Below are 26,274 nucleotides of genomic sequence, written 5' to 3' on the forward strand. Positions count from 1 at the left end.
AAAAGATTGGAGGTAAGTAGATGGGTAAATTTCATAGTTTTAGTAGTCGAATCGGAACAGCTTTTATGACCCTTTTAATAGCGTATGTTGTTTATTTGTTTTATACAGGCTTTCATTTAACTGAAGCTTTTGATTTGTTATCAAATCCTATTATTTGGGCTGTCTTTATTTTATATTTAGTCCTAAGCTCTTATGTGAATGAGTGGATCGCTAGGAAACTAGAAGACGAATCGAGACGAATGTTTGTCTCTTTATACATGATATCAGGAATGTTTGTGTGGTTTGTTTTTTACATTCCAGTATTATTTTCATCATTTTTTGTGTACATATATTTAACGCTTTATAGCAGTATTTTTACAGTTATTGCGTTTATATTGTTCTATTTTATCGAATCATTCACAAGGAAATCACGAAGGCGTCCATTCTTTGTCGGATTTCCAGCGATTATCATCTTAATGATTATTTTAATAGTTAACCCTTCTATTACTGAAGGATTTGAAGCGGAATATCGTGACGGAGAATATGTAGCAACGTTTGAAAAGCTTAATGGTGAAGAAGTAGTCGATATACCTGTTGAAGAGGGACACCATTATGAGGTGAGCGTTAATTGGGAGCTAGACGATGATACATTGCCATATGGATTAAAGATTCATCCATCTGCTAGTAACCTTGGAAATATAGAACATATCGGTGAAGATGAGGAATGGCTTTATCAAGTAGAAGCTCATCGTACTGATGATTTACAAATTATATATCATGGTAAAGATATTGGTGGAACAATTACATTTACTTGGAGAGAACTAGACTAGACTGTCTTCTTGGCAGTCTTTTTTTTGTTTTTGTAAAGTGTATTGAAAAATAATTATATTTAACGTATGCTTATATAATTATATGTTTATATAGAGGTGATACTCTTATGGAAAAGGTAGCATTATCGGCACATGAAGTATCAAAAGTGCTGAAATTATTAGGGGATAACACTCGACTAAAAATTATGCAGTATGTCTTTGAGCAAGAATGCTGTGTTTGTGAATTAGTTGAATTATTAAATATGTCTCAGCCTTCTATTAGTCAACACTTAAGAAAGTTAAGGGACGCTCAATTAGTACAAGAAAGGCGTAAAGGAAATTGGGTCTTTTATAAAGTGAACGTGGAGAATCGTGCTTATAATTTGATTGAAAACATCATAAGAGAACTGCCTAGCATAAAAGATAACTTAGAAGATTTAGATCGACAAAACTTACGCATTATATGTGATTAATGAGATAGAAGGGAGTACATCATGGAATTAACGTTTGCTATTATTATTTTTCTAGCAACATTAATTTTAGTCATTTGGCAACCTAAAGGTCTAGGGATTGGGTGGTCAGCTTGTTTCGGAGCTTTAGTTGCACTTATGGTTGGTGTTGTAACGGTCCAAGATGTCATAGACGTAACTGGACTAGTATGGAATGCGACTTTTGCTTTTGTTGCCATTATTATTATTTCACTTATTTTAGACGAAATTGGATTTTTTGAATGGTCAGCATTGCATATGGCCCGTTTAGCGGGTGGGAATGGTGTGAAGATGTTTATCTTAGTCACACTTTTAGGTGCTGCAGTAGCTGCATTGTTTGCTAACGATGGGGCAGCACTTATTTTAACGCCAATTGTTTTATCAATGGTTCGTGCATTGAATTTTAAAGAGGCCATGATTTTGCCTTTTATTATGGCAAGTGGCTTTATAGCAGATACGACATCATTACCTCTTGTCATTAGTAACTTAGTTAATATCGTGTCAGCTGACTTTTTCGAGATTGGTTTTATAGAATATATGTTACGAATGGTTGTTCCTAACATATTCTCAACGATTGCTAGTATTATTGTTTTATATCTCTTCTTTAGAAAATCAATCCCTAAAAGTTATGATATGAGTAATCTTAAAGATCCTAAAGAAGTGATTAAAGATTACAAGTTGTTTCGAATTTCATGGGTGATTTTAGCTATTTTAGTAGTTGGTTACTTTATGACAGAAGGTTTAGAAACAGTACCGGTATCATTTGTTGCTGGTTTCATAGCTATAATATTCTTATTTTTAGCTAAACGAAGTCCAGTAGTTCCGACGACAGAAGTAGTTAAAGGTGCACCTTGGGCGATTGTCTTCTTCTCAATCGGGATGTATGTTGTCGTTTATGGATTACGAAATGTTGGTCTAACTGATGTCTTAGCACAAGTAATAGAAAGCTCAGCACAACAAGGTTTATTAGCGGCGACTTTTTCAATGGGCTTTATTGCGGCGATCTTATCTTCAGTTATGAATAATATGCCGACAGTGATGATTAACGCTTTAGCGATTGATGTAACGAATACGACAGGAGTTATTCGAGAAGCGCTAATTTATGCAAACATTATTGGTAGTGATTTAGGGCCTAAGATTACACCGATAGGTTCTTTAGCGACTTTATTATGGTTACACGTACTATATAAAAAAGGTATCTATATATCATGGGGTTATTACTTTAAAGTAGGTTTGATTTTAACAATCCCTGTACTTGTTTTTACCTTATTAGGCTTATACGTATCATTAGTATTAATCAGTTAATTGGAGTGATTAAAGATGGACAAACCAATTGTATATTTCTTATGCACAGGTAATTCATGCAGAAGTCAAATGGCTGAAGGATTAGGTAAGGCGATATTGAAAGATGAATGGGCGGTTCATAGTGCTGGAATTGAAGCACATGGAGTTAATCCAAAAGCGATTGAAATGATGGATGAGATTAATATAGATATTCGAAACCAAGAGTCTTCTATAATTGATCGAGATATTTTAAGCAATGCTAATCTTGTTATAACGTTATGTGGAGATGCAAAGGAAAATTGTCCTGTTATTCCAGTAGGTGTTGAAACAGATCATTGGGGACTTGTTGACCCGGCTAAAGCAGAAGGAACAGAAGAAGAGGTTAATAAGGTATTTCGTGCTGTCCGTCGGGAAATACAAAATCGTCTAGAAGTATTGAAACGAAAAATAAACCAATTCATTGATTTGCCTAAGTAAATGATCTTTGGGAATAACTGCATCGTATAACCCGGAGTCATCACTTATATTTAACGAAAGTTGACACTCAATCATCCAATCCCTCACTTTTATGTACTATCCCTATTATAAATGAAAGCGAGGCTTGGACAAAGGGGATGAAGTGTTGTCAAAAGGGAATACATGTTAGTTAAGCCGTTACTTAGCGGAATCAAAATGCGTAGACTCCTGCGGGAACAGCACGCGTCTCGAGACCCCACAGGCCGCGCTTTTGGGCCGAGGAGTCTCGAGCCGTGCCCGCGGAAAGCGAAGCATTTTGATGTAGCGGTGATCGTTCGGGTTTTGTTTATTAGTATTTATTTTTGTCACAGTATTTCTGACTTTTTCAGTGGCCTCGGATTACTCCCGGTGTTTATTTTAGACGGTGGTTGGTTGTGGTAGATCTTCTTTTGGACCGAAGAATTCATAATTAATTTGCTCAGGTGAAGCTCCAAGTTCCAATAATGCGTGCATCACGTTTTGCATAAACGGCTTAGGTCCACAGAAATAAAAATCACTATTTAAGTTACGGATATTCTGCTTCAACCATGAGTAAGAAATATAACCTTCTTCAGTGAAGTTATTTTCACTCTGGTCTTGTTCTGTTGCCTCAGAGTAAACCGTTAAAACATTAAGGTGATTGTTATTTAAAAGAGTATTTTCGACCTCTGCTTTAAAAGCTTGAATCTTACTATTTTTAGCAGCGTGAATGAATGTAACTGGACGGTTTGGATGTTCTTTAGTCACAGTGTGTAGCATACTCATCATTGGTGTTACACCGACGCCACCGCCGATTAGGACTAATGGTCTATGGTTTGTTAAATCAAGTGTAAAATCACCAGCTGGTGCACTTACAGGTATTAAGTCACCTATATTTAAAGAGTCGTGAAGATAATTTGAAGCAATGCCATTAGGTTCATCATCCGATTCACGCTTAACACTGATTCTAAAGTGCGCTTCACCAGGGCTATTGGAGAGACTATATTGTCTAACATGTGTATATGTTTCTTCAGGGATTGAAATCTTTAAACTAATATATTGACCAGGATTGAAAGAAGGAAGAGGTTCTTCATCAGCTGGCTTTAGGTAGAATGACGTAATCACATCACTCTCTTTAACTTTTTTGGCAATATAGAAATCTTTAAAGTTACTCCAACCACCGTTTTGATTTTCGGCTTGTTCATACATATTAGCTTCTAAATCGATGAAGATGTCTGCGATGACATTGTAAGCTTCTTTCCAACTGTTTAATATTTCCTCGGTCGCATTTTCTTTAAGAACATCTGCAATAGTCTGTAACAAGTTCTCTCCAACGATTGGGTAATGTTCTGGTTTTACGCCAATACTTCTGTGTTTGTGGGCAATTTTTTCAACTACAGGTATAATTTCTTCAAGCTGTTCAATGTTCTCTGCAGCTGCAATGATTGAATTCGCTAATGCTTGTTGCTGTTTTCCTTGTTTTTGATTGGCTTGGTTAAAAATATTTAAAAGCTCTGGATGGTTTTCGAATAATAAATTGTAAAATCGAGTAGTAATTTGAGTTCCATATTCTCGTAGTACAGGAGCAGTCGACTTGATAATTTGTATTTGTTGTTCTTTAAGCATTTAAATACCTCCCGTTTGTTTTGGTTCAATTATAATTATGGGATATTAATTACCTTTAGTTTGTGATTAATATCACAAATTATGGTTTGTTTTATGAATATTGTTTGAACGTGTAAGGCTATGGGTTGTAGTTACGTCTAATAATTAAACGAGCAAGAAAGAGAGGTCAAGATATGGATGAAGAATTAATAACTCGCTGGTTTGATCAATACGCAGATGACATTTATCGCTATCTGGCTTTTCGATTAGGTACACCGGATGTTGAAGATTTAGTTCAAGATGTGTTTATTAAGGCTATCAACCATAGTCGTTCATTTAGAGGTGATGCTAATCCGAAAACTTGGTTGATCAGTATTGCTAGAAACTTAGCAATTGATCACGTTAGAAAGAATAAAGTAAGAGATTGGCGCCGTTTGCTTCAATATGAAGAATATCAATCTCCTAAAACAATTGATTCACCAGAGTATCAATATGAGTTAGAAGAAATGAAGACACTCGTTCATAAGTTAGTGTCTGAATTAAAGCCCGATTATCGAGATGTTGTCTTTTTAAGAGGTATTGAAGAGCTTTCAATACGTGAAGCTGCTCTAGTATTAGGCTGGTCAGAAAATAAAGTGAGTGTCACATACCACAGAGCTTTAAAGGCGCTTCAAAGAAAAGGAGGTTTTGAAGATGGATCAGCATAACCAAGATTTAGAAAAATTGAAGGCGTTCACTAAGGACTTAAATATAAATGCTACAAAGAAAAATGAAATACGTTCTACAGTTTTGAAATATGCAGAAAAGAAACAAAGGCGTACTAAACGTAAGATGTGGGCAATAACAGGAGCTTCTATTGCTGCAGTAGGATTATTTTCAGTCTTAACTTTTGGAACGTTTATTGATGAGGAAAATGGTAATACAGCTACTAGTTCAGAAGAAAGTAGTATTGAGTCTTCTTTTACTGCTGCTGATGTCATTGATGATGCAAGTGTTGAAGGCGAGAATGGTCAATACCAAGTGACAGGTACTGTACCAACTGAAATGGAAGGGTTTGAATTCGTTGTAAAAGGGCTAACGATTGATACAGCGTATAATTATTATGAAATAGAAAGCCAAGATGGTTCATTTGAGCTTGATTTAACGATTGAGGAGGAAGGGTTGCCAGCTGAAGGTGAGATATTGTTTTCAGTTCGCGTAGACGCTGATGAACAAAGTATAGTATTAGATGAATTTTCTGAGATTGATTCTAGAGAAGAGCTCTCTGTTAATGAGGTTTCAACTGAACAATCAACTATTATTGTTGAGGGGATGGAGGAAGAAACAGAAGTAACAACCTATGAACTGACTCCATATGGGATCACTTATCAACTAGAACAGTTTTTAGAACACTATGAAGTAGAAGATGGTATTGTTATTCATCATAACAACTATGAGGAGGTGGATATTGCCATTGAAATAGAAGTCGATGAACAGGGTGATCTCGTTGAAGCACAAAGCATGTTAGAAGATCAGTACTCTACTGGCGGGAATTCTGTAGAGGACTTATCAGAGTATGATACGACATTGAATGGTTATCAAGAACATTTTGATGAAGGTGAAGGTTACTTCGTAGTTGAAGTGGCTGAAGATATACTAATGATTACTTACCGCTATCCTATAGAAGCGGGTGATGGCTTCTGGCCTAGGATGAATATGCTTATCGAAACATTAGAATATTAGAAAAAAGTAGTCTTTTCTAACCCTTATTGGTAAAATGTTACTAATAGGGGTTTATATTTTAGTGAGGTGTGAGCATGTTTGACTCGTTAATAGCTTTAAAAAATGGAACGAAAAAACAACGACAAGCTTTTCATGCTATACAAGAATTAAACCTATTAAATGATTTCACACAATATAATCCGGTCGTTTGTGGGACGATTCCACTTCAAATTGATATAGACTCATCAGACTTGGATGTGATTTTAAATGTACATGATTTTGACTACTTTGAACGAAAAGCATTAAATTTGTATCGTGATCTGTCTGAGTTTAGAATAAAAAGAACTATGATAAAAAATCAGCCGGTGATCAAAATAAATTTTCATTATCATGAGTTTGAGTTTGAGTTATTTGGTCAAAACCAACCAACACATAACCAGCATGCTTATTTGCATATGATTATACAAGCGGCGATTTTGAATGAACGACCGAAGTTAAAGGATGAGGTCATTATCTTAAAGCAACAAGGATATAAGACCGAGCCGGCTTTTTGTAGTGTGTTAAATATTGAAGGCGACTCTTATATTGGGTTATTACGATATGGTCGTGAACAAGGTTATATAAAATAGAGGTGTTAGTATGAGTGACTATGGGTGGCATGAAGAAGCGAAGAAGATGTGGAATGATAAAGCATCGTTTTGGCATTCAAATAGTAGAGAAATGTGGGATGAAGGAAGTCGAAAAACGATTGTCCCATTCTTTGAACAATTTGTACCTATAGGCTCTACCGTATTAGATCTCGGATGTGGCGATGGTTATGGCTCCTATAAACTTTGGCACAGAGGATATGATGTGACAGGGGTTGATTTGTCCAATGAGATGATTACACTTTGTCATCATCGTATGAATGATGAAATGGACCAACTCATGTTTGAACAGGCAGATATGTTAGATCTACCTTTTAAACATGACACTTTTGATAGTTTAATCGCGATTAATTCATTAGAATGGACTGAGGTTCCAGCTAAAGCATTTGATGAAATATCACGCGTGATCAAGCCAGGTGGGTATTTGTTATTTGGTATTTTAGGCCCAACAGCCGGTCCACGAGCTCACAGTTATAACCGGATTTATGGCGAAGATGTGATCTGTAATACGATGATGCCTTGGGAATTTGAAAAGTTAGCAACTGAACAAGGCTATAGTATTATAGGGTCTGAAGGTGTTTATAAACAAGGTGTAGACAAAAGCCATTTAGGTAGGCTGTCTCAAGAGCTTAAGCAAAGTTTATCATTTATGTGGTTATTTATGTTGCAAAAACAATAAGGCGAACACTAATTGTTAATGCTTGCTTAAATTTACACGCACTAGGTGAAATTACGGATGCCTATGTCATCGTAAATTGTTCCGCTACCCTAAAAAATGTTTTAGAGCCAAAAAAATCCAGCCCAAAGGCTGGATTTTATCGTTAAGTTTAGATTAAAATCTCAATATCTCTTTCATTACGTAGGTTATCAAGCATTTCTTCCATTTGCTCTGCTTCTTTTTGTTGCATAACTTGTTGTTCTAGAGATTCTCTCATTTCATCAAGCTCTTCAGTTTCTTGTTCCATTTCTTCAGCCTGTGCAACATAATCTTCATAAGCTTCTTCAACTTCTTCATCAGATACTGAAGCATCTTCTATATTCTCTTCTAAGTAGTTGTTAACAAGAATCATCGCACGGATTTCATTTCGTACTTCTTCTTCTGACATACCCATCTCTTCATAAACTTCTTCAGCAGACTCTAATTCTTGTTGCTCTTGAATACCAGAAATTTGGTTGTCAATCTCCTCGTCAACTTCTTCATCAGAAGGCTCTAAACCTTGTTCTATAGCTGCAAGCTCAATCACTTTTGTGTTGATGATTTGATCAAGTGCTGTTTCGCGAATCATTTCTGGGTTTTCTTGAGGGTCCATCCCCATCATCGCATACTGTTGACCAACAGCTTGTTCACCTTGAAGTAATTCAGACCCTGTAATATCTTCACCGTCGACAGTTGCAACAACCTCATCTTCATCAACATCAGAAACTTCCATTTCATCTAAGTCATCTTCAGTTGGTAGCTCATCTTCTGTCTCAGGCGTTTCTTCACCTTCTTGTGCACCTTCATCCTCATCATTGTCGCCACCACAAGCGACCATCACTGATGCGAATATAGCCAAAACAAAAAGCAATAACAACTTCTTCATTATTAAACACATCCTTTTTATTAAATAAAATGTTTCGAGTATGCATTGTAGCATAGTCGTTTTCAGAAGTACAAGAATTCGTGCGAAATGAAAAACAATTGTAATATTTAACTTTTCACTTGCATTTTACCCAAAAACAAAGTAAAGTATTAATTGAACGAATGATTGATATCGATGTTTACTGATTGGCCTCTCTTAAAAGAAGTCTAAAGTAACAGGATTCAATTGTTTCAAGATTATTTTAAGGAGGTCATTTCATATGACAGGTACAGTAAAATGGTTTAACTCAGAAAAAGGTTTCGGATTTATCGAGCGCCAAGACGGTGACGATGTATTCGTACACTTCTCAGCAATCCAAGCTGAAGGTTTCAAAACGCTAGAAGAAGGTCAAAGCGTTGAATTTGAAATCGTAGAAGGCGACCGCGGTCCACAAGCAGCTAACGTAGTTGCTCAGTAAATAGGACTTGAACAAAGAACGTGTAGTGTATAACTACACGTTCTTTTTTTTAACCCTTAATTATAGATAGTACAGGTTTGATGATCATTTAATTGAAAATAATAGCGTGAAAAATTGGTAGTTTTATGCATGTTTTATTATAATTTAGGGTATGTAATAGATTGAGGAAAATATATAAAGGAGTGTTGTTGATGAGTCATTTATTTACAACTAAAGCGACAGCAAAAGGTGGGCGTGGTGGACACGTTAAGTCAGATGATAGTGTCATTGATCTAAATGTCGTTATGCCAACTGAAGACACAAATGAGACAGGAACAAACCCTGAACAGTTATTTGCAGCTGGTTATGCTGCTTGTTATGATGGAGCACTTAATTTAGTTGCGAAGAATAATGGTAAGGACATCGAGTCAACGACACATGGTGAGGTTAGTTTTATGAAAGATGAATCAGATGGAGGCTTTAAAATTGCTGTTAAATTAACATCTGAAATTGATGGTGTCTCACAAGATGAGGCGAATGCTTTAATGGATGAAGCGCATCAAGTTTGTCCATATTCAAAAGCAACAAGAAATAACATTGAAGTAGAATTAGAGGCAAAAGTTAAATAAACAGAAGAGACTGGGACAAAAATAGTTGTCATAATAGAAAATCCGAACGATTCATCGTAAATGAATTCGTTCGGATTTTTGTGTGTGGCGATATCGCTACATCAAAATAAGGCTCTGAGCGCTGATAAAAGGTGCCGAACGCTGATAAATTAATCTGAGCGCTGATAAAAGATGCCAAACGCTGATAAAATAATCCGGCTTGCACTCGGATTATTGGTCATCTTACATAAGGAATCAAATATTCGTATTTAAACAGTGTTTCATCCCTATCGTCTCTCAGGGCTTTATTATTCTATAACCTCAACTCTAACTTGTCTTACGCCATATCGGTTAGCTTCTGCTTCATCTGGAATGAAGAGGTCAATCCGATTACCTTGAATAGCCCCTCCAGTATCACCAGCAACAGCTGTTCCATAACCTTCAACCCAAACTGTTGAACCTAAAGGAATTACATCAGGGTCTACTGCTACAACCTTTTGATCCGGATTACTTCTTAAATCAATGCCAGTTCTAGTTGTCCCACTACACCCGTCGCAATAAGCAGTATAAGCCGTTGCAGTCATATACATTGTCTCTTTTGATTCTTCTTGCTGACTAACATGTTGAATGTTGTCATCATCACTTGACTCATTGTTTTCAGCTTGTTGCGTATTTTGTGTTGGTTCAGGTTCAATGAGAGTGATTTGTTCTTTTGTTTCTAATTGACTAGAAACAGTCTTGAATCCTTCTGTATAATCATCTAATTCAGATAGTTTAGTTGTCATTTCTTTGTGGGTGTTCGCTTCTTTTATATCAGAATCAAATGCTACTAATAGAAGGGCAATGAATAATGCAACTCCCAACATTAGTACTATTGTTCTTTTCATTGTTATACCTCCAAAGATGGAAATCTATTAACTTCAATAGGACTATTAACTCGTTTTGAAGTCCGAATGGTAGTATAACAGTTATGTATAACAGGTCAATCACAGTGTTTATACAAGGAGGTAACAATCTAATGACACTAACTGTAAAAAAACTAAATATTATCACTTATAAAATATATTGATGAATACTTGGGTTTATTTGAAAAACAACTAGTAGTATAGTTAGGATATAGGTATTTTAAAACTAGACCGTTTGCATAGGATGGGTTTTGGTGTCAGGAAGGATGAATGGATTGAACCGAATATTAATTGTAGGTTCAAGTGGTGCAGGGAAGTCCAAATTATCGAGTCAATTGGGTGAGTTACTAAATATTCGTGTGATCCATTTAGATTCCTTGTTTTGGTTACCTAACTGGACACAAAGGGATCTTGAAGAATGGCAGCAGTTGAATAGGGAAATAGTGAAAGGTAATCAATGGATTATAGATGGCTATTATCCATCTACACTAGAGATCCGGATGCAACATGCAGATACGATTATTTATTTGAACTACCCTAGGCGAGTTTGTTTATATCGTGCTATTAAGAGGCGGTTTGAATACAGGGGTGTGACAAGGCCTGATATGGGGGAAGGCTGTCCTGAGCGTTTACATGTTGAATTTTTACAGTATATTTGGAAATTCCCTGAAAAAGAAAAGCCACTTCTAGAAGATAAACTTAATCAAGTCGTTGGTCACATTAAAGTGATTGAACTAAATTCTCCGAAAGACGCTAAGGTACTTTTGGACAATTTGACAAAGCAAGATGTGTGACACGAGTCATTAAGTATTATAAGCTAGTAAATAAAATCATCCGTTCATCATTGAGAGGGGTAAAATAGTGAAAGTTGTTTTAATAAATGGGACAATTATTGGTTCGAAAACGAAAACTATACTACAAGAAGTTGAAAGCCAATTGAAACAGTTCTCATCTATAATGGAAATAGAGCAAGTTCACCTTGAGCAATACACCTTAGAATTTGCTGATGGAAGAAGTAAAGACCAATATTCAGACGAAACCCAATCGTTAATTAACCTTATTGAAAGTGCAGACGGTTTTATTGTTGCAACACCTATCTTCCAAGGGTCAATTCCTGGGGTATTAAAGAACTTATTTGACCTCATTTCGCCGAAAGCTATGAGATACAAACCGGTTGCGCTTTTAGCTAATGGTGGTACAGTTCAACATCATCTAGTCATTGAAAATCAATTGAAACCAATTCTTGATTATTTCCGTTGTTTAATTACACCCAATTATGTATATACGCATGCGTCACATTTCTCTTATACTAATGAATTAATTGATGAAGATGTTAAACAGCGGATTTATGAGTTGACTCGCGTGTTTTCTCATTATGTTACGATGAGTCAAGCGGTTATAGAAGGGGATCATTTAAACTTATAAGGTAGAATGAACAGTGGATAAAATTAATTGTAATAATAGAAGATCCGAACGATTCATCATAAATGAAGTCGTTCGGATCTTTTAGTTTCGAAATCACTCTATCAAAAATACTTGAGCACTGGTAATAGAAGTTTGAACCTTGATAAAACTATCTAACGATTCGTGTGTGTGCTGTTCCCTAAGGGCAAGCAGGCGTGTCGTTTTCACCGACTAGGAGTCTACACACTTTGATTCTGCTAGGGGTAGCTGTTCACCTAAACACAAAGCAGGCGTACGTATGTAAACGGCTCTTCAACCTTTTTGTACTAGGCTCGTTATTTCCAAACAAATTCGGGGTTTCTTTTGTTTAAAAAGGCTTGTACTCCTTCTTGATGATCTTCTGTTTGACGCATTGATAATTGCCCGTTTGTTTCAGCTTCCAAGATTGATTTTAACTTTACTACTTGCTGACTATTTAATATCTCCTTTGATTCAATCATAGCTAAGATTGGCGCTTGTTTTAATTGTTGGATATAGCCATTAACAACTTCATCTAAATCGTTGTCAGTCGCTAAGTCAATTAAATTCATTGCTTCTGATTGTTTAGCTGTTAAAGTTTCGCCTTCCCAAATGGTTTGCTTAGCCTTCACGGTACCTAGTCGTTGTTCCATGAAGAAATGACCACCGCCATCTGGAATTAATCCAATTCCAATAAAGTTCATAGCAACCTTAGCATTAGCTTTGGCAATGACGTAATCACAAGCTAATGCAATACTTAGACCTAAGCCTGCAGCAGCACCATTAAGAGCAGAAATGGTAACTTTAGGCATCTGATATAAAGTTAAAACAATACTTTTAATGGTGTTCATAACATCTTGAAATGCTTCTGGGTCACTAGCTTGAAGCATCATCTTCATATCGCCACCAGCTGAAAAAGCCTTGCCACTGCCTTTTAAGACTAAAATTTTCGCATCACTACGTTGGACTTCTTCTAACTGCTCTTTTAAAGCATGTAGTAATTCTTGGTTCATAGCATTCAATTGCTCGGGTCTGTTTAACGTAATTGTTGCAACATCATTATCATAACTTAACACTACTGTTTCTGACATTTTGCAAAACCTCACTTGTCGATAGATTATTTTGCTAGATTGTTACCACCAAATTAGATAGATTCGTTAGCTAACTGTTTGAAATAGTATGCGGATAATTTGAATTGACCTTGATCAAACAACGATTCAGCTAGAATTCCATACAATTCTTTTAATGTATTCCTTTCGCCCATTTTTAAAAGGTACGGGATCCACTTCTTTTCAGCTTGGTGAACAAATTCATTAGTCCTCACTGTGTTATATACTTGGTGCTTTAAGATCGACAGCTGGCACCGAACTTTTAAATCATTAATGCGCCTGCTTAAAACCTCACCTTCTTTAATATACGCTATTGCTTGGTCATTCTCCTGCAATTGAAAGTGAGCTTTTGCAAGAAGATGGTAACTATGGAGTTTGTCGTAAGGTGATAAGAAGGATTCAGCTGCATCCTCAAGATAATCAATTGCCTTATTCCAATCTTTCATCTCGCAATATAAAAAACCAATATTGTGTTTAAGCCGTACGGTAATTAGCTCTGAATCCATCATCGGTTTTGAATCAAGAACTTGAAAGAAGTATTGCTCTGCTAAGTCATATGCCTTTAATAATGTGTAGTTAATGCCGAATAAGATATAACAGTCTGTAATCTTTGGGTATAGGAATTCATCAATGAATCGTTCCTTTGCAATCTGACAATAATGGTTGCTTCTTATAGGGTCGTCCATTCGAGTATACGTAGCTGCTAATAAATAATAAATATCAGGGTCGTTCATGGAATGTTTGACAAGGGTTCGTTCAGCTTTTTTGAAATAGACTATGGCGTTGTTTGGAAAAGCACGATGGATATAATAAACACCTAGTATCTTATAAAAATAGTATAACCGTTCACCTTTAAAGGTTTGTTCCATGTTATGAATAGATTCTATAGGTTGTTTCATCGCATTTTCTTGTTTAGTTTCGATTAAATAATAAAATTCAATTAGTTTAAAATAGTGCTGTAGTTCCGTCTGATGAAAAGGTGTTATGTTTTCTTTTAAACTGGTGTAAACTAATTTAGCTTCTTTGAAATTTTTCTTAGTAATTAGTTTATATAAATTAATAATTTGTATATGTATGTCTTCTTGGTCTAGCGAGCTGATTTCCTCGTAGGGGGCATCTAACTTTTCGCATAATGAGACAATGACATCATAACTTGGCTCAATCATTTCGTTTTCAATTTTACTTAAATATGAGATTGAACAAATGCCATTTGCTAAGTCTTTTTGCGTTAAACCTCGTTTAGTTCGGTAGTATTGGATAAACGTTCCAGTATTCATCATATAAGCCACCTAATTTAACTATTATAAAACTATTGTAAGAGAATAAAGGAAGATTGTAAAAAATAATCCCCGGTTTAAGACTGTTGTTGTTATTGTAAATCACTTATGGAAGACACTTTCTAAAGAGTAGGAGTTGGTAGCATAAGTTGATTTGAACAATATTGAGATTATAGCTCAAATATTGAGGGACTCCGCTTAAATAATTGAGATGTTCGCTCATTTATCCTTCGCTCAAAACTCATGCAACTCAAAAAATCACCAACACTTTACATACAGAGCCCTCAAAAAAACCCTTGAGTTAAATTAATATTAACCCAAGGGTGTAGTGATTTAATAAAAATGAGATGTTTTCTCGTTTAATTCTTGAATCATGTCTTCTAGCTTTCTTACTTCAGCCTGTAGTTTATTAAAGGCACTTTGTTGTTCAGCTGCGGAAGCGGAAATCTCTTCAGTACCTGCAGCCGTTTCTTCTGTAACAGAACTAATGCTTTCCATTGTCGTTGTAATTTGTTCACTTTGTTTTTGTGATTCATTCATGCCATTTGCAAGTAGTTCTAGTCGATCATATATTTGTTTGACATGATCTGCAATGGCATTAAATGATTCTTCAGATGTATTAACGGCTCCAGATTGTTGTTTGCTTAACTTTGTTGTTTCTTCAGTTTGTTGGTTAATGGTGTGAACCCCTTGTTTAATTTGTTCGACCATATTCTTTATATCATCTGTAGCTGAGGTTGATTGGTCTGCTAATTTCCTTACTTCATCAGCGACTACAGCAAAGCCTTTTCCGTGTTCTCCTGCACGAGCAGCTTCAATGGCTGCATTTAAAGCGAGTAAATTAGTTTGTTCAGCAATATCATTGACAAGTTCAACAGCTTTCTCGATTTGTTCGGTGTAAGTAGTAAATTGTTCTACTGAGCTTTTCACTTCGCCAATGGCTGCTTGATTGTTTTCCATAATGGACCTTTGTTCAGTCATAGCTTGATGTCCATTTTGAACAGCTTGTTGTGCTTTGGTACTTGCTTCATTAGCTTCTTGGCTTTGCTTTGTGTTGATATTAAAGTCTTGTTGCATCTTTTCAACAAGTGTGACGGCATCTTGTACATCATTAGAAATCGACTGGCTTCCTTGTGCTAATTCATCTGTTGAACTGGCAACTTGATGGCTTCCTTCAGTTAAACTGTTAATTTCATCATTTAATTGATGACTAAAGTCATTAACTCGATTGTTAATACTGTGAATAGATTGAACAGTATCTTTTAAGTTTTCCATCATTGTCTTGAATGAGCGTTTCAGTTGGCCGATTTCGTCTGTTTCTTTTTCACTAACCTCAATAGAAGTAGATAATTTACCACCTGCAGCTTCTTCAGCTTGTTGAGATAGCTCTTGTAAAGGTTTAGCGATTCGATTTGACAATTTAAGTGATAAGAACAATGTAAGGGTGATTAGAATAATGCTAGCGATTATGATGAATGTTACTAAATTATTGATCATCGTTTGTTGTTCTTGAATGGTTTCGTTATACCAATTTGTTGAAGCTTCTTCAAGCATGTAGGCATCGTTAACTAATCCCGCTGTTCTTAAAGCTTGTCTATGAACTTCATTCACATTCTCTTCTTCTAAAGCAGTACGCGCTAGTTGTTGCCAGTCTTCATATTTATCTTGTGCTTGCGTTAACCATTGTCTTTGGTCTTCAGTTTCTACAAGGTTAGAGATGCCTGTAATGGTTTCTTCAGTTTGTTCGATTTGAAATATTGCATCTTGTCTTGTTGCCTCAGATGGACTGTAATAATAAGTTGTTAAAGCTTGTTCTGATGATTGTAGTTGAGCATGTAATTCCTTACTTTCCAATAAGACTTCGACATCTTCTTGGGACGAACTTTGAAAAGTAATCATTTCAAAAGCAATCCATGAAACGAGAGCCAAACTTAAAAGCAAAGGAATCATCGTCATGATATATAATCGTTTTTTGATGTTCATTTAATCACTCCTTTATGATTCATTTCTAGCATTTTCAAGTGTTTGTTCTTCAAGGCTAGATAATTCAATTAGACGTATTGGAGCAAGTCCAACACCCTCTTCATTTAAACCAAGTTCAATATGTTCACCTTGAAGAGTTTCACCATTATGTAAACGTTCCATAATGTCATAGATTGCAACATTTACATTTTTAACCATTGAGGATATAACAGCTTCCTCAGCAATGGTGAATTGATCTGTATCTACTCCAAACGCATAGATTCCTTGATTTTCAGCTTCTTGTAAAGCACCTGTTCCAGTAAATCCAGCTGATGGAAATAAGAGATCAGCACCTTCATCAATCATTTCTTGAGCTATGTCAGCGCCTAATTGGTCATCATCAAACGTCCCAGCATCTTGTGATAATATTTCAGCATCTGAATTCGCATCTTCAACACCTTCAATAAAACCACGTTCAAACGTACGAATGACTTCACTATCCACACCACCAATAAAGCCTACAACGTCCGTTTCCGTTCTCATACCAGCAATTAGTCCAATTAAGTAACTTCCTTCATCTTCTTTAAAGGTAATGGAAGTGACATTAGGTAAGTCAATCACGTCATCAATAATCACAAACTGTTGGTCAGGATAAGTTTCAGCCAGTGTTTCAATAGCAGGCGTTGTAGTGAAACTTAAACCAAAAATGACATCATGTCCTTGTTCTATGAGGTCTTCAAGATGCTTTTCATAATCCTCATCAAACGGTTCACGATAGTCAAAAACAATACCCAGTTCATCACGTGCTTGGGCTAATCCTTGAAAGGCTAAATCACTGAATGCATTATCACCTAACCCACTTTCAGTTACTAATAAACCAGCACTAAGTTCTTGATCAATAACTGCTTCCTCTTCTGAAGAACAAGCAGCTAATATAAATGTTAAAATTAATAAAAACATTAACTTATGTACTTTCATAAATATCCTCCTAAATTCTGAAAATTATGTCGAAATTAATCGAAAAATGACCACTAAATTATTATCGGATCACTATCCAGTTCTGTTAATAGCCAAATGAATTTTTTAGGAGTTTAGTAGAACTTTTGGCATATGTTGACGAATGGGTGTTATAAGATTAATATAGAAATTAAGAATTAAATACATAGAACATTTAGGTGTGAGCATTTAGTTGCTTATTTAAAAGGGAAGTTCGGTGTAAGTCCGACGCGGTCCCGCCACTGTTATGGGGAACGACTGACCAAATCCACTGTTAAATACGGGAAGGGGGTCAGAAGTGATGAACCTAAGCCAGGAGACCTGCCTAAGTATGTTTTAGCTTATTTCCTTCGGGGTTAAAGGGATAGCTATATATCAGTCGAAAGATTAATATATAGTAGAGACTAAAGTGCTCATATTTCCTTACTCTAGGGAAATATGAGTACTTTTTATTATAGAAAGGAAGAGGAAGATGAAAAAGACAATTTGGTTAAAATTATGTATCGTAATGATGTTCGTAATCGTTGTCGGGTTAACAGCTTGCCAAAGTGCAGAACCTGAAGATGAAGAGGTGAATGATGAGGAAGCTGAAGAAACTGCAGAGAATGATTCAGATGAACCGGTTACTTTTACAGATAAAGCAGGTGAAGAAATAACAATTGAAGAGGAAGTAGAGCGAATTGTTTCTGTTATTCCAAGTGCAACTGAAATTGTATTTGCAGTAGGAGCAGGTGATCAAGTTGTTGGGGTATCAGAATGGGCTGATTATCCAGAAGAAGTTTTTGAAGTTGAAGAAACTGTTGGTGATATGAATTTAAATATTGAGAAGATTGTTGAACTAGAGCCAGATGTAGTCATAGCTGATTTAAATAACGCAGGGGATTTAGATGCAATGCGTGATGTTGGCTTGAATGTGGTTACATTAGGCTCACAAAGCTTAGAAGAAGTTTATGAAGATATTGAAATGGTAGGGAATGCTACAGGTCAAGCTGAAGAAGCAGAAGAGATTGTTTCAAATATGCAAAGTCAAGTTAGTGAAGTTACAGAGCAAGTCAGTGACATTCCAGATGATGAACGTAGGAGTGTTTGGTTGGAGCTTGATTCAGATTTGTATTCTGGTGGAGAAGGCTCTTTCTTACATGAATTATTAACACTTGCTGGTGGTGAAAATATTATCGCTGATGAAGAAGGTTGGCCACAAGTAAGTGAAGAAATTGTGTTAGAACGTGACCCAGAAGTGATTATTACAACATATGGCTACTATACAGACGATGTGGTTGAATCAGTTTTAGCTCGGGACAATTGGCAGTCTGTCACAGCAGTAGAACAGGAAGAAGTACATGATATTCATAATGATATTGTGACAAGACCAGGACCAAGGTTAGTTGATGGCCTAGAAGAGATCGCTACTATTTTATACCCAGAATATATGGAGTAATAGGACATCACGATCATGTAACGAATGGATGTTATAAATGAAAAAACGCTCGATTTTATGGATTGCTTTACCGTTATTAACCCTTATATTAGTTGTATTTATGAGCTTATCGATTACCTTAGGTGCAGCTAATCTTTCTTGGCAGACTGTGTGGCAAGTGATCCTTTCAAGACTTCCTATAATCAATCAGTGGATTGAGCCTAATTGGAGTGACTCAACAGAAACGATTGTATTAGACATTAGAATGCCGCGTGTAATCTTAGCAGCTATTGTAGGTGCAGCTTTGGCATTAGCGGGTGCGATCTATCAAGGTGTATTACGCAATCCATTAGCTGATCCATTTATTTTAGGTGTGTCTTCTGGAGCTTCATTTGGTGCTGCTTTAGTCTTTGCCTTAGGACTCCAAATTGTTTGGCTAGGTCAATTTACATTGCCTGTTGTTGCGTTTTTATTCGGCTTTGGCACACTAATGGTCGTTTATTTCTTAGCACGTATTGGACAAAAAGTCAAAATGGAAACGATTATTCTAGCTGGTGTTGTTGTGCAAGCTTTTATTGGTGCTTGTCTTTCATTAGTTATGACCTTAGCCAATGAACAACTACAAACGATTGTGTTTTGGATGATGGGGAGCTTAACATTAACTGATTGGAGCTATACTCAAGTTGTTTTGCCGATTATAGCTGTAGCTGGCGTAGTCGCTCTGTTTTATACACGTGAATTAAACATGCTCGGATTAGGTGAAGAAGTCGCTCATCATTCAGGTCTATCAGTGGAACGAACCCGTTTTTATCTACTCATATTAGCATCGATTATGACAGGGGCGGCCGTTTCAGTTTCTGGGGCAATTGGGTTTGTTGGTTTAGTTGTACCTCACATTATTCGATTGATTGTTGGAGCAGATTACAGGCTGATCTTGCCGTTATCGATCGTTGGTGGTGCGATCTTTTTAGTTGGTGCTGATACACTGGCTCGAGTATTAATGGCACCACGTGAGCTGCCATTAGGAGTCATTACGGCATTTTTAGGAGCGCCATTTTTCGCTTATTTATTAAGAAAGGCGAAACGTGAATTTTTTTAGGAGGCATACTTATGCTGTCTGTAGACAAGGTGAGGAAGGAAAAAGATTTTAAGTTATTGCTGAAAGACGTTACATTTCAAGTCGATGAAGGCTCGTGTGTTGGGCTAATTGGCCCAAACGGTGCTGGTAAATCAACTTTAATGAAAATGATCTCAGGCTTAGAGCACCCAACTAGCGGTACGATCAACGTCTTAGGCCAAGAGGTAGGGAAGTGGTCAGTTAAAAAACTTGCTCAAAAAGTTTCTGTCTTAACTCAAGATGGCCTTTCTCCGTATCCAATGACAGTATATGAAGCGGTACTAATGGGGCGTTATCCGCATTTAAGCTTCTTTCAAAGAGAAGGGTTAGAAGATTATCGAAAAGTCGAGCATGTATTAAATATTACTGGCCTAATGTCGATGCGTCATCAAATGTTAGATACGTTAAGCGGTGGTGAGAGGCAGCGAGTGGCTATTGCTAAGGCAATGGTTCAAGAGCCTGAGGTTTTATTATTGGATGAGCCCACTTCTTATTTAGATATTGGTTATAAAGTGAATGTGCTTAATCTTGTTAAAGATTGGCAACAACGCGAACAGTTAACGATTTTAATGGTGCTACATGATTTGAATTTAGCTGCACAATATTGTGATCAAATGATTCTCATGAACAATGGTGAAATTGTAAAGCGGGGAAACAGTGAGGAAATCATGGATGTAGATACGTTAGAGACTGTCTACAAAGCCAAACCAGAGATCATACGCCATCCTAAATCTAATATTCCACAAATTTTATTATAAAAACAATAGTCATATACACATGATTTAGTATAATAGAATGAAAAAGGACAAGCGGAAATTAGAAATGGGGATCATAAAATGATTGAGTGGCGTAATTTATATCGCGGTGGACTAATGGGGGTTAGTGATTTAATCCCTGGAGTAAGTGGTGGAACGATCGCGGTTGTTTTAGGTATTTATCAAAGGTTAATAGAAGCGATTAATGGTATTTTTACTCGAGAATGGAAAAGGCACCTCGCGTTTTTAATCCCGTTACTAGTAGGTGTATTATTAGCACTATTCTTACTATCTAACATTGTCGATTGGCTATATGAACATTATCCTAATCAACTTCAATTTGCATTTTTAGGCTTAATTGCAGGAATCCTTCCGATGCTGTTGAAGAAATCAGATTATAAAAAGACATTTGGTGCTCAGCACTATGTACTGTTTTTCTTAGCGGCTTTATTAGTTGGTTCTACAGCAATATTTCAAGAAGGTGTTGCTGATACAATTACGACGTTTGATGGCTCGACATATGTGTTGTTATTTTTATCAGGTTGGTTAGCGAGTTCTGCGATGATCTTACCAGGTATAAGCGGTTCAATGTTGCTGTTGATTGTCGGGATGTACCCAACATTCGTTTATGTTTTAAGTGATGTCGTCATTGAGGCACTTATACCCCTAGGTTTAGGCATTGTATTTGGGATCTTAATAATGAGTAAGATTATTAAATACTTTTTAAACCAATATTTTTATCAAACATATGCGTTAATAATTGGGCTTGTGTTTGGTTCAATATTTGTTATTTATCCCGGTTTTGATCCAAGCTTCTTATTGAACGTGGTAAGTGTGGCTCTTATTTTTGTTGGAATGTTTGTAGCTTATTTATTAGGGAAGTTGGAGCACCAGCAATAAAATAGGGCTAACTGGAATGTTAAGTGAATGCTATTGTAATAGTCTTATTGAACTGTCCCAAGTGGAATTAAATTTCCTTTTGGGACAGTTTTTTTAGTTTAGAAACTATAATTGGAGTAAATTCCTTTTATAATTTATGAAAAATTGGATTACGGTTTTGGAAAGTTGTGACGTACTTGAACCCAATCTCTTGTAATAGGTGATAACCTTCATCAATTCGGTCACCAACCCGTTCTGGCTTGTGTGCGTCCGATCCGACTGTAATGATCTCACCACCCATATCATAATATAGCTTTAGTATTTCACGACTAGGTAGTAAACGGTTCATGTCATATTTATAACCGGATGTATTAATTTCAATTCCTTGGCCACGCGGAATAATGGTTTTAAAAATCTCCTCAATGACATCTAAAAAGTGATAAACCCCAGGCTCATATTTATAACGAGTGACTAAGTCTAAGTGGCCTAAAACACTGAATTGCTCAAAGCCTTGCACACATTGGTAAAGTTCAGTGTAATACTTCTCATAAGCATCATTTAATGATTGATCTTCAAACAGCCTACCTGAGTGTAAATCTTTTTGATCTGTTGTATGCATTGAGCCAATAATAAAGTCAAAGGATTGTTTAGAAAGTAGCTCATCGTAACGTTCTATAAGATGGGGTTGAAATCCTAGCTCAATTCCTTTCCGAATATTAATTGTGTCTCTGTATTGTTGTTGCATGTCACAGATTTTTCGATCATAATCCTCTAAATCTACCTCAAATACAATTGTAGGGTCAGGGTAATCATAATCGATATGTTCTGTGAAGGAAATTTCCTTTAGACCTTTTTGTATGCTGGCTTTAATCATTTCTTCCATAGGGGCTTTACAGTCCGCTGAAAAACTCGAGTGCATGTGATTGTCAAACATATGATCATCCCTTTCTATGAATCTTATTTTAACTGGTTGACAGTCGGTATTACAATGGATAAAATAATATTAACCTTTATTCTGATAAAGTGATAAATAAATAAAGTGATAAAGGGTGTTTATATGACTAGTCAACAATTGCCACAAGGAGTTGCAGATTTATATGCACAAGATTATGAGATAAAACAGTCTTTAATTGACCGTTTAAAAAAGCTATTAAGTAGTTATGGCTGTCAACCTATACAAACTCCAACATTTGAATATTATGATCTGTTTATGAATGTGCCAGGAACAATGGATACTGATCAAATGATAAAGTTAGTAGACCATGATGGTAAAGTGTTAGTTTTGAGACCGGATGCTACTGTACCTATTGCACGTATGGCAGCTCAATCGAATTCAAGAGCACCTTCATTAAATAAATTATTTTATGTCACGAATATCTTTCGAATGGAAAGTGGTGAATCGGACAAAACATCGCGCTCGTTTACACAAGTTGGCGTTGAATGTTTTGATGATGCTCATCCACTAAATGACGTTGAGATTGTTGTCTTAGCTATTGAGCTGTTGAAAGAAACAGGTATGGATCATGTTCAACTCGAATTAGGTCAAGCTGGATTTTTTAAAGCTTTACTTCAGGAGAGTAACCTTGAAGAAGATAAACAACAATTAATACAACAAAAAGTTAATGAAAAGAATGAATATGAATTAAGTCGATTACTTCAATCGTTACAGATCGAAGAATGGGTTAAAGACCAATTAGTTCAATTAATCAACTTATTTGGAGAACCCGATGATGTTTTATCTAAAGTAGAAGATTTTAAGATGAATCATGGAATGAACCAATCAATTAAGAGGTTAACAGAGTTAGTGAATCAGCTTAAAAGACTTGGTTATGAACAGTATATTTCAGTCGATTTAGGCTTAGTTAATCACTTGAACTATTATACTGAGACAATGTTTCAGGGATATATTGAAGGGTATGGAAAGCCAATCATTCAAGGTGGCAGATACGATCAATTAACCAAATATTTCGATTTGAAGACGAGTGCTATTGGTTTTGGGATTTATGTCGATGATTTAATAAATATTGTAAAAATGCAAAGCAGGCTTCCAATTGAACTACCTAAACAAGTGACTATTGTGACAGATTACGAGACATTTCCTGAAGCGATGAGATTAGCCTATGACTTAAGGCAAGAAGGGCTAGTAGTAAGTATGGCTTATGATCAGATAAATGGAGAGAATGTTGAAATCTTAGTTGAATTACCAGAGCAAACAGTAACGATAGAAGGTGATAGGGTTCACTTTAATTCTGTAGCTGAATTAGTTACAAAGGTAGGTTGGACTAATGGAAACCATTAAAATTGCATTAGCTAAAGGAAGACTAGCCGATTTAAGTATAGCTTTATTTGAAGAAGTTGGGATTATATTTTCATCTTATTACGAGAAATCTCGTAAACTTACATTTATAAGTGATGACAATAAGTATGAATTGATATTAGTAAAGGCAACTGATGTCGGGACGTATGTTGCAAATGGAGCAGTAGATCTTGGTGTAGCCGGGAAAGATACACTGTTAGAGTCGGGTGTTGATGTGTTTGAAGTGGTTGATTTAGGTTTCGGCCGTTGCCGATTTGCCGTAGCGGGTGAACCCGGAATTAAACTTAATCAGTTCCAACATCTAACCGTTGGAACTAAATATCCAAAAGTTACAAACGATTATTTTCTAGATAAAGGAAAGCAAATTGAAACGATTAAGTTGAATGGTTCTGTTGAATTAGCTCCATTAGTCGGATTAAGTGATGTTGTTGTCGATATCGTAGAGACAGGAACAACTTTGAAGGAAAACAACTTAGAAGTAATCGAAAGTATGATGGAAATAAGTGCACGGTTGGTTGTAAATAAGGCGAGTTTTAAAACGAAAGGGAGAAAAATTCGCCCAGTCATTGATCAAATAAAATCAGTTGTTGATGCTAAAGGAAGTGTCACTCATGAAGCTTAAAAAAATAAATCATAAAGACATAAAGGATATTTTACTAAAGCGTTCGAATCATAGTGCAATCAGCTTACAGCAAATAGACGAAACGGTTGAAAGAATCATGCAATCAGTTAGGTTAGAAGGTGATCGAGCTGTTTATCAATATATTAAACAACTAGACGGTGTTGAGTTAGAAAGTTTCAAAGTACTTGAACAAGAAATTGAAGAAGCTTTTAACCAAGTCGATGCATCTTCAGTTCAGATTTTATCTGAGGCAAAAGAGAATATTCTTAGCTACCACAAACTTCAAAAAGAGAAGTCTTGGTACACAAATGACCAACAAGGCATTTGGTTAGGACAACAAGTGACCCCAATAGAACGAGTCGGTGTTTACGTACCAGGTGGAAAGGCTTCTTATCCTTCGACTGTTTTAATGAGTATTTTGCCAGCTAAAGTAGCTGGTGTTGAAAAGGTTGTAGTCACGACCCCTGTTCAGTCCAATGGTTCGATTCATCCGACTACTTTAGTTGCGGCAAGTATGGCTGGTGCGGATGAGATCTTAAAAATTGGTGGAGCCCATGGAATCGCCACATTAGCTTATGGAACTGAAACTATTGAACCTGTTCATAAAATTGTAGGGCCAGGTAATGCATATGTCGCTAGGGCTAAGAAGTATGTGTTCGGTGATGTAGGGATAGACTTAATTGCTGGTCCTAGTGAGGTGTGCATTTTAGCTGATGAGAGTGCGAATCCACAGTTTGTTGCCGCTGACTTGCTTGCACAAGCCGAACACGATGAATTAGCTTCAGCTATTGCTGTAACAACAAGTGAACAGTTAGGAAGTGAGATACAAGTAGAAATTAAACGTCAAATGAAACATCGAAATAGACAAGAAATTTTAAATGAATCGATTACTAACCATGGTTGTATTTATATCGTTGATGGTCTTACTTCAGCTTTTAAATTCGTCAATGAACTTGCCCCAGAACATCTGGAGCTACAAGTTGAAAACCCATTTGAACAATTAGAAAAAGTAAAACACGCTGGAGCAATTTTCTTAGGTAATTATTCTCCAGAGCCATTAGGAGATTATTTTGCAGGGCCGAACCACACACTTCCAACCAATGGTACTGCAAAGTTTTCTTCACCGTTAGGCGTCTATGATTTTATGAAAAAGTCGAGTGTCATTTATTATGACGAGAAAGCATTAAATCAAGTCCGTCAACAAGTTGAACGATTTGCAGAAAGTGAAGGTTTAGATGCTCATAAAGAATCAGTTAGAATCCGATTCGAACAGTAAAGGTGAGGTGGTACAGTGCGACAATCAACGGTTAAACGAACAACATCTGAAACAGCAATTGATCTATCACTTGTAATTGACGGAAGAAAAGAGGTTGAAGCTGATACAGGTGTTGGTTTTTTTGATCATATGTTAATGTTATTCGCTGCTCATGGCTCATTTGACTTAACGGTGAAAGCGGATGGTGATTTATATGTTGATGATCATCACACAGTTGAAGATGTTGGAATTGTGCTAGGTCAAGCATTTAGGGAGGCAATGGGTGATAAGCGGGGAATAAAGCGCTATGCTACAGACTTTACGCCGATGGATGAATCACTAAGTTTAGTTTCAATTGACGTATCCAATCGTCCCTTTTTAGTTTACGACGTTTCTGGTTTAGGGGAGAAGGTCGGTCAATTTGATACAGAATTAGTAGAAGAATTTTTAAGAGCTTTCATTAATCAAGCTGGGATTACATTACATGTTAAATTAATTCATGGCTATAACAATCACCATATCATTGAATCAATTTTTAAAGGCGTAGGTCGAGTTCTTAGTGAAGCATTAGTTATTCAAGATTCAAATGGTGATGTACCATCAACGAAAGGAAAGTTGTAAGGGTGG

The 26,274-nt window shown here is 36.3% G+C and carries 28 protein-coding genes and 1 riboswitch; of the genes, 20 read left to right on the forward strand and 8 right to left on the reverse strand.

Features of this window, described 5'->3' with window-relative positions:
• The first annotated feature begins 20 nt into the window (after positions 1-20).
• The 4 genes from ABDZ63_RS01755 to arsC all read left to right on the forward strand — a co-directional run bounded on the left by ABDZ63_RS01755 (position 21) and on the right by arsC (position 3,037).
• The gene (locus ABDZ63_RS01755; RefSeq protein WP_343781372.1) at positions 21-809 is read left to right on the forward strand and encodes a hypothetical protein; all 789 of its coding nucleotides are present in this window, start codon (positions 21-23) and stop codon (positions 807-809) included.
• Between the two features lie 107 nt (positions 810-916).
• The gene (locus ABDZ63_RS01760; RefSeq protein WP_343781374.1) at positions 917-1,261 is read left to right on the forward strand and encodes an ArsR/SmtB family transcription factor; all 345 of its coding nucleotides are present in this window, start codon (positions 917-919) and stop codon (positions 1,259-1,261) included.
• 21 nt (positions 1,262-1,282) lie between these two features.
• Positions 1,283-2,581, forward strand: a complete 1,299-nt coding sequence (locus tag ABDZ63_RS01765) for an arsenic transporter (protein WP_343781375.1) — start codon at positions 1,283-1,285, stop codon at positions 2,579-2,581.
• 15 nt (positions 2,582-2,596) lie between these two features.
• Positions 2,597-3,037 carry an arsenate reductase (thioredoxin) gene (arsC, locus tag ABDZ63_RS01770; protein WP_343781376.1) on the forward strand — a complete coding sequence of 147 codons (441 nt, stop codon included), beginning with the start codon at positions 2,597-2,599 and terminating at the stop codon, positions 3,035-3,037.
• 396 nt (positions 3,038-3,433) lie between these two features.
• Here arsC and hmpA read toward each other — a convergent pair whose 3' ends face one another.
• Entirely contained in the window at positions 3,434-4,660 is a 1,227-nt protein-coding gene (gene hmpA, locus ABDZ63_RS01775; protein ID WP_343781377.1) for an NO-inducible flavohemoprotein, read from the reverse strand.
• Positions 4,661-4,833: 173 nt separating this feature from the next.
• Between hmpA and ABDZ63_RS01780 the strand changes: the two genes are divergently transcribed.
• From ABDZ63_RS01780 to ABDZ63_RS01795, 4 genes are all read left to right on the forward strand, one after another.
• On the forward strand, positions 4,834-5,346 hold the full coding sequence (locus ABDZ63_RS01780; RefSeq protein ID WP_343781378.1) for an RNA polymerase sigma factor: 513 nt from the start codon (positions 4,834-4,836) through the stop codon (positions 5,344-5,346).
• Entirely contained in the window at positions 5,333-6,361 is a 1,029-nt protein-coding gene (locus tag ABDZ63_RS01785; protein ID WP_343781379.1) for a hypothetical protein, read from the forward strand. Before ABDZ63_RS01780 ends, ABDZ63_RS01785 begins: the two co-directional genes overlap by 14 nt.
• A 74-nt stretch (positions 6,362-6,435) precedes the next feature.
• A complete protein-coding gene (locus ABDZ63_RS01790) occupies positions 6,436-6,969 on the forward strand; it encodes a DUF4269 domain-containing protein (protein ID WP_343781380.1) in 534 nt (177 codons plus the stop codon).
• A gap of 10 nt (positions 6,970-6,979) precedes the next feature.
• Positions 6,980-7,666, forward strand: a complete 687-nt coding sequence (locus ABDZ63_RS01795; RefSeq protein ID WP_343781381.1) for a class I SAM-dependent methyltransferase — start codon at positions 6,980-6,982, stop codon at positions 7,664-7,666.
• Between the two features lie 148 nt (positions 7,667-7,814).
• On the opposite strand, the gene ABDZ63_RS01800 is transcribed toward ABDZ63_RS01795, so the two are convergent.
• Entirely contained in the window at positions 7,815-8,570 is a 756-nt protein-coding gene (locus ABDZ63_RS01800; protein WP_343781382.1) for a SurA N-terminal domain-containing protein, read from the reverse strand.
• A 259-nt stretch (positions 8,571-8,829) separates the two neighbouring features.
• Between ABDZ63_RS01800 and ABDZ63_RS01805 the strand changes: the two genes are divergently transcribed.
• Together ABDZ63_RS01805 and ABDZ63_RS01810 are read left to right on the forward strand one after the other, a co-directional pair.
• Positions 8,830-9,027 (forward strand): cold shock domain-containing protein, encoded by a 198-nt coding sequence (locus ABDZ63_RS01805; protein ID WP_017185847.1) that lies wholly within the window; start codon positions 8,830-8,832, stop codon positions 9,025-9,027.
• Positions 9,028-9,218: 191 nt separating this feature from the next.
• Complete coding sequence (locus tag ABDZ63_RS01810; protein WP_343781383.1) at positions 9,219-9,635, forward strand: organic hydroperoxide resistance protein; 417 nt, start codon at positions 9,219-9,221, stop codon at positions 9,633-9,635.
• A 287-nt stretch (positions 9,636-9,922) separates the two neighbouring features.
• Here the strand turns inward: ABDZ63_RS01810 and ABDZ63_RS15810 are convergent, their stop codons facing one another.
• Positions 9,923-10,501, reverse strand: a complete 579-nt coding sequence (locus ABDZ63_RS15810) for a 3D domain-containing protein (protein WP_425541927.1) — start codon at positions 10,499-10,501, stop codon at positions 9,923-9,925.
• A 272-nt stretch (positions 10,502-10,773) separates the two neighbouring features.
• Between ABDZ63_RS15810 and ABDZ63_RS01820 the strand changes: the two genes are divergently transcribed.
• Both ABDZ63_RS01820 and ABDZ63_RS01825 read left to right on the forward strand, forming a co-directional pair.
• Entirely contained in the window at positions 10,774-11,313 is a 540-nt protein-coding gene (locus ABDZ63_RS01820; protein WP_343781384.1) for a P-loop NTPase family protein, read from the forward strand.
• Positions 11,314-11,380: 67 nt separating this feature from the next.
• Positions 11,381-11,944: an NADPH-dependent FMN reductase gene (locus ABDZ63_RS01825; RefSeq protein WP_343781385.1), complete on the forward strand. Its 564-nt coding sequence runs from the start codon at positions 11,381-11,383 to the stop codon at positions 11,942-11,944.
• Between the two features lie 314 nt (positions 11,945-12,258).
• Here ABDZ63_RS01825 and ABDZ63_RS01830 read toward each other — a convergent pair whose 3' ends face one another.
• From ABDZ63_RS01830 to ABDZ63_RS01845, 4 genes are all read right to left on the reverse strand, one after another.
• Positions 12,259-13,032, reverse strand: a complete 774-nt coding sequence (locus ABDZ63_RS01830) for an enoyl-CoA hydratase (RefSeq protein ID WP_343781386.1) — start codon at positions 13,030-13,032, stop codon at positions 12,259-12,261.
• Positions 13,033-13,085: 53 nt separating this feature from the next.
• Positions 13,086-14,327 (reverse strand): helix-turn-helix domain-containing protein, encoded by a 1,242-nt coding sequence (locus ABDZ63_RS01835; RefSeq protein WP_343781387.1) that lies wholly within the window; start codon positions 14,325-14,327, stop codon positions 13,086-13,088.
• A 333-nt stretch (positions 14,328-14,660) separates the two neighbouring features.
• A complete protein-coding gene (locus ABDZ63_RS01840) occupies positions 14,661-16,310 on the reverse strand; it encodes a methyl-accepting chemotaxis protein (protein ID WP_343781388.1) in 1,650 nt (549 codons plus the stop codon).
• Positions 16,311-16,322: 12 nt separating this feature from the next.
• Entirely contained in the window at positions 16,323-17,267 is a 945-nt protein-coding gene (locus tag ABDZ63_RS01845; protein ID WP_343781389.1) for a BMP family lipoprotein, read from the reverse strand.
• 178 nt (positions 17,268-17,445) lie between these two features.
• A riboswitch (cobalamin riboswitch) is annotated at positions 17,446-17,628 on the forward strand.
• Between the two features lie 129 nt (positions 17,629-17,757).
• Between ABDZ63_RS01845 and ABDZ63_RS01850 the strand changes: the two genes are divergently transcribed.
• The 4 genes from ABDZ63_RS01850 (at position 17,758) to ABDZ63_RS01865 (ending at position 21,474) form a co-directional block, all read left to right on the forward strand.
• Positions 17,758-18,723: an ABC transporter substrate-binding protein gene (locus tag ABDZ63_RS01850; protein ID WP_343781390.1), complete on the forward strand. Its 966-nt coding sequence runs from the start codon at positions 17,758-17,760 to the stop codon at positions 18,721-18,723.
• A gap of 37 nt (positions 18,724-18,760) precedes the next feature.
• Entirely contained in the window at positions 18,761-19,801 is a 1,041-nt protein-coding gene (locus ABDZ63_RS01855; RefSeq protein ID WP_343781391.1) for a FecCD family ABC transporter permease, read from the forward strand.
• A gap of 11 nt (positions 19,802-19,812) precedes the next feature.
• The gene (locus ABDZ63_RS01860; RefSeq protein ID WP_343781392.1) at positions 19,813-20,577 is read left to right on the forward strand and encodes an ABC transporter ATP-binding protein; all 765 of its coding nucleotides are present in this window, start codon (positions 19,813-19,815) and stop codon (positions 20,575-20,577) included.
• A 78-nt stretch (positions 20,578-20,655) separates the two neighbouring features.
• On the forward strand, positions 20,656-21,474 hold the full coding sequence (locus tag ABDZ63_RS01865; RefSeq protein ID WP_343781393.1) for a DUF368 domain-containing protein: 819 nt from the start codon (positions 20,656-20,658) through the stop codon (positions 21,472-21,474).
• Positions 21,475-21,601: 127 nt separating this feature from the next.
• Here the strand turns inward: ABDZ63_RS01865 and ABDZ63_RS01870 are convergent, their stop codons facing one another.
• Positions 21,602-22,372 carry a histidinol-phosphatase HisJ family protein gene (locus ABDZ63_RS01870; RefSeq protein WP_343781395.1) on the reverse strand — a complete coding sequence of 257 codons (771 nt, stop codon included), beginning with the start codon at positions 22,370-22,372 and terminating at the stop codon, positions 21,602-21,604.
• 138 nt (positions 22,373-22,510) lie between these two features.
• On the opposite strand from ABDZ63_RS01870, the gene hisZ reads away from it, so the two are divergent.
• Genes hisZ through hisB form a run of 4 tightly spaced genes read left to right on the forward strand, consistent with a single transcriptional unit; the run spans position 22,511 to position 26,268 of the window.
• Positions 22,511-23,752, forward strand: coding sequence for an ATP phosphoribosyltransferase regulatory subunit (gene hisZ / locus ABDZ63_RS01875; RefSeq protein ID WP_343781397.1), 1,242 nt, complete (start codon positions 22,511-22,513; stop codon positions 23,750-23,752).
• A complete protein-coding gene (gene hisG / locus ABDZ63_RS01880; protein ID WP_343781399.1) occupies positions 23,739-24,392 on the forward strand; it encodes an ATP phosphoribosyltransferase in 654 nt (217 codons plus the stop codon). Before hisZ ends, hisG begins: the two co-directional genes overlap by 14 nt.
• Entirely contained in the window at positions 24,382-25,668 is a 1,287-nt protein-coding gene (hisD, locus tag ABDZ63_RS01885) for a histidinol dehydrogenase (protein WP_343781400.1), read from the forward strand. Before hisG ends, hisD begins: the two co-directional genes overlap by 11 nt.
• A gap of 15 nt (positions 25,669-25,683) precedes the next feature.
• Positions 25,684-26,268 (forward strand): imidazoleglycerol-phosphate dehydratase HisB, encoded by a 585-nt coding sequence (hisB, locus tag ABDZ63_RS01890; RefSeq protein WP_343781402.1) that lies wholly within the window; start codon positions 25,684-25,686, stop codon positions 26,266-26,268.
• The last annotated feature ends 6 nt before the right edge of the window (positions 26,269-26,274 follow it).

The organism is Alkalibacillus silvisoli (assembly GCF_039521975.1).
GTDB classification, from domain to species: Bacteria; Bacillota; Bacilli; order Bacillales; family Alkalibacillaceae; genus Alkalibacillus; species Alkalibacillus silvisoli.

Excerpts from the sequence above, each read along its gene's own strand:
- ABDZ63_RS01765 (WP_343781375.1), top strand. The coding sequence starts at position 1,283 with ATGGAATTAACGTTTGCTATTATTATTTTTCTAGCAACATTAATTTTA.
- ABDZ63_RS01805 (WP_017185847.1), top strand. The coding sequence starts at position 8,830 with ATGACAGGTACAGTAAAATGGTTTAACTCAGAAAAAGGTTTCGGATTT.
- ABDZ63_RS01780 (WP_343781378.1), top strand. The coding sequence starts at position 4,834 with ATGGATGAAGAATTAATAACTCGCTGGTTTGATCAATACGCAGATGAC.
- ABDZ63_RS01835 (WP_343781387.1), bottom strand. The coding sequence starts at position 14,327 with ATGAATACTGGAACGTTTATCCAATACTACCGAACTAAACGAGGTTTA.
- ABDZ63_RS01800 (WP_343781382.1), bottom strand. The coding sequence starts at position 8,570 with ATGAAGAAGTTGTTATTGCTTTTTGTTTTGGCTATATTCGCATCAGTG.
- ABDZ63_RS01810 (WP_343781383.1), top strand. The coding sequence starts at position 9,219 with ATGAGTCATTTATTTACAACTAAAGCGACAGCAAAAGGTGGGCGTGGT.
- ABDZ63_RS01865 (WP_343781393.1), top strand. The coding sequence starts at position 20,656 with ATGATTGAGTGGCGTAATTTATATCGCGGTGGACTAATGGGGGTTAGT.
- ABDZ63_RS01860 (WP_343781392.1), top strand. The coding sequence starts at position 19,813 with ATGCTGTCTGTAGACAAGGTGAGGAAGGAAAAAGATTTTAAGTTATTG.
- hisG (WP_343781399.1), top strand. The coding sequence starts at position 23,739 with ATGGAAACCATTAAAATTGCATTAGCTAAAGGAAGACTAGCCGATTTA.
- ABDZ63_RS01785 (WP_343781379.1), top strand. The coding sequence starts at position 5,333 with ATGGATCAGCATAACCAAGATTTAGAAAAATTGAAGGCGTTCACTAAG.
- ABDZ63_RS01830 (WP_343781386.1), bottom strand. The coding sequence starts at position 13,032 with ATGTCAGAAACAGTAGTGTTAAGTTATGATAATGATGTTGCAACAATT.
- ABDZ63_RS01850 (WP_343781390.1), top strand. The coding sequence starts at position 17,758 with ATGAAAAAGACAATTTGGTTAAAATTATGTATCGTAATGATGTTCGTA.
- ABDZ63_RS01790 (WP_343781380.1), top strand. The coding sequence starts at position 6,436 with ATGTTTGACTCGTTAATAGCTTTAAAAAATGGAACGAAAAAACAACGA.
- ABDZ63_RS01840 (WP_343781388.1), bottom strand. The coding sequence starts at position 16,310 with ATGAACATCAAAAAACGATTATATATCATGACGATGATTCCTTTGCTT.
- hisZ (WP_343781397.1), top strand. The coding sequence starts at position 22,511 with ATGACTAGTCAACAATTGCCACAAGGAGTTGCAGATTTATATGCACAA.
- ABDZ63_RS15810 (WP_425541927.1), bottom strand. The coding sequence starts at position 10,501 with ATGAAAAGAACAATAGTACTAATGTTGGGAGTTGCATTATTCATTGCC.
- ABDZ63_RS01755 (WP_343781372.1), top strand. The coding sequence starts at position 21 with ATGGGTAAATTTCATAGTTTTAGTAGTCGAATCGGAACAGCTTTTATG.
- hisD (WP_343781400.1), top strand. The coding sequence starts at position 24,382 with ATGAAGCTTAAAAAAATAAATCATAAAGACATAAAGGATATTTTACTA.
- ABDZ63_RS01795 (WP_343781381.1), top strand. The coding sequence starts at position 6,980 with ATGAGTGACTATGGGTGGCATGAAGAAGCGAAGAAGATGTGGAATGAT.
- ABDZ63_RS01870 (WP_343781395.1), bottom strand. The coding sequence starts at position 22,372 with ATGCACTCGAGTTTTTCAGCGGACTGTAAAGCCCCTATGGAAGAAATG.
- hmpA (WP_343781377.1), bottom strand. The coding sequence starts at position 4,660 with ATGCTTAAAGAACAACAAATACAAATTATCAAGTCGACTGCTCCTGTA.
- ABDZ63_RS01855 (WP_343781391.1), top strand. The coding sequence starts at position 18,761 with ATGAAAAAACGCTCGATTTTATGGATTGCTTTACCGTTATTAACCCTT.
- arsC (WP_343781376.1), top strand. The coding sequence starts at position 2,597 with ATGGACAAACCAATTGTATATTTCTTATGCACAGGTAATTCATGCAGA.
- ABDZ63_RS01760 (WP_343781374.1), top strand. The coding sequence starts at position 917 with ATGGAAAAGGTAGCATTATCGGCACATGAAGTATCAAAAGTGCTGAAA.
- ABDZ63_RS01845 (WP_343781389.1), bottom strand. The coding sequence starts at position 17,267 with ATGAAAGTACATAAGTTAATGTTTTTATTAATTTTAACATTTATATTA.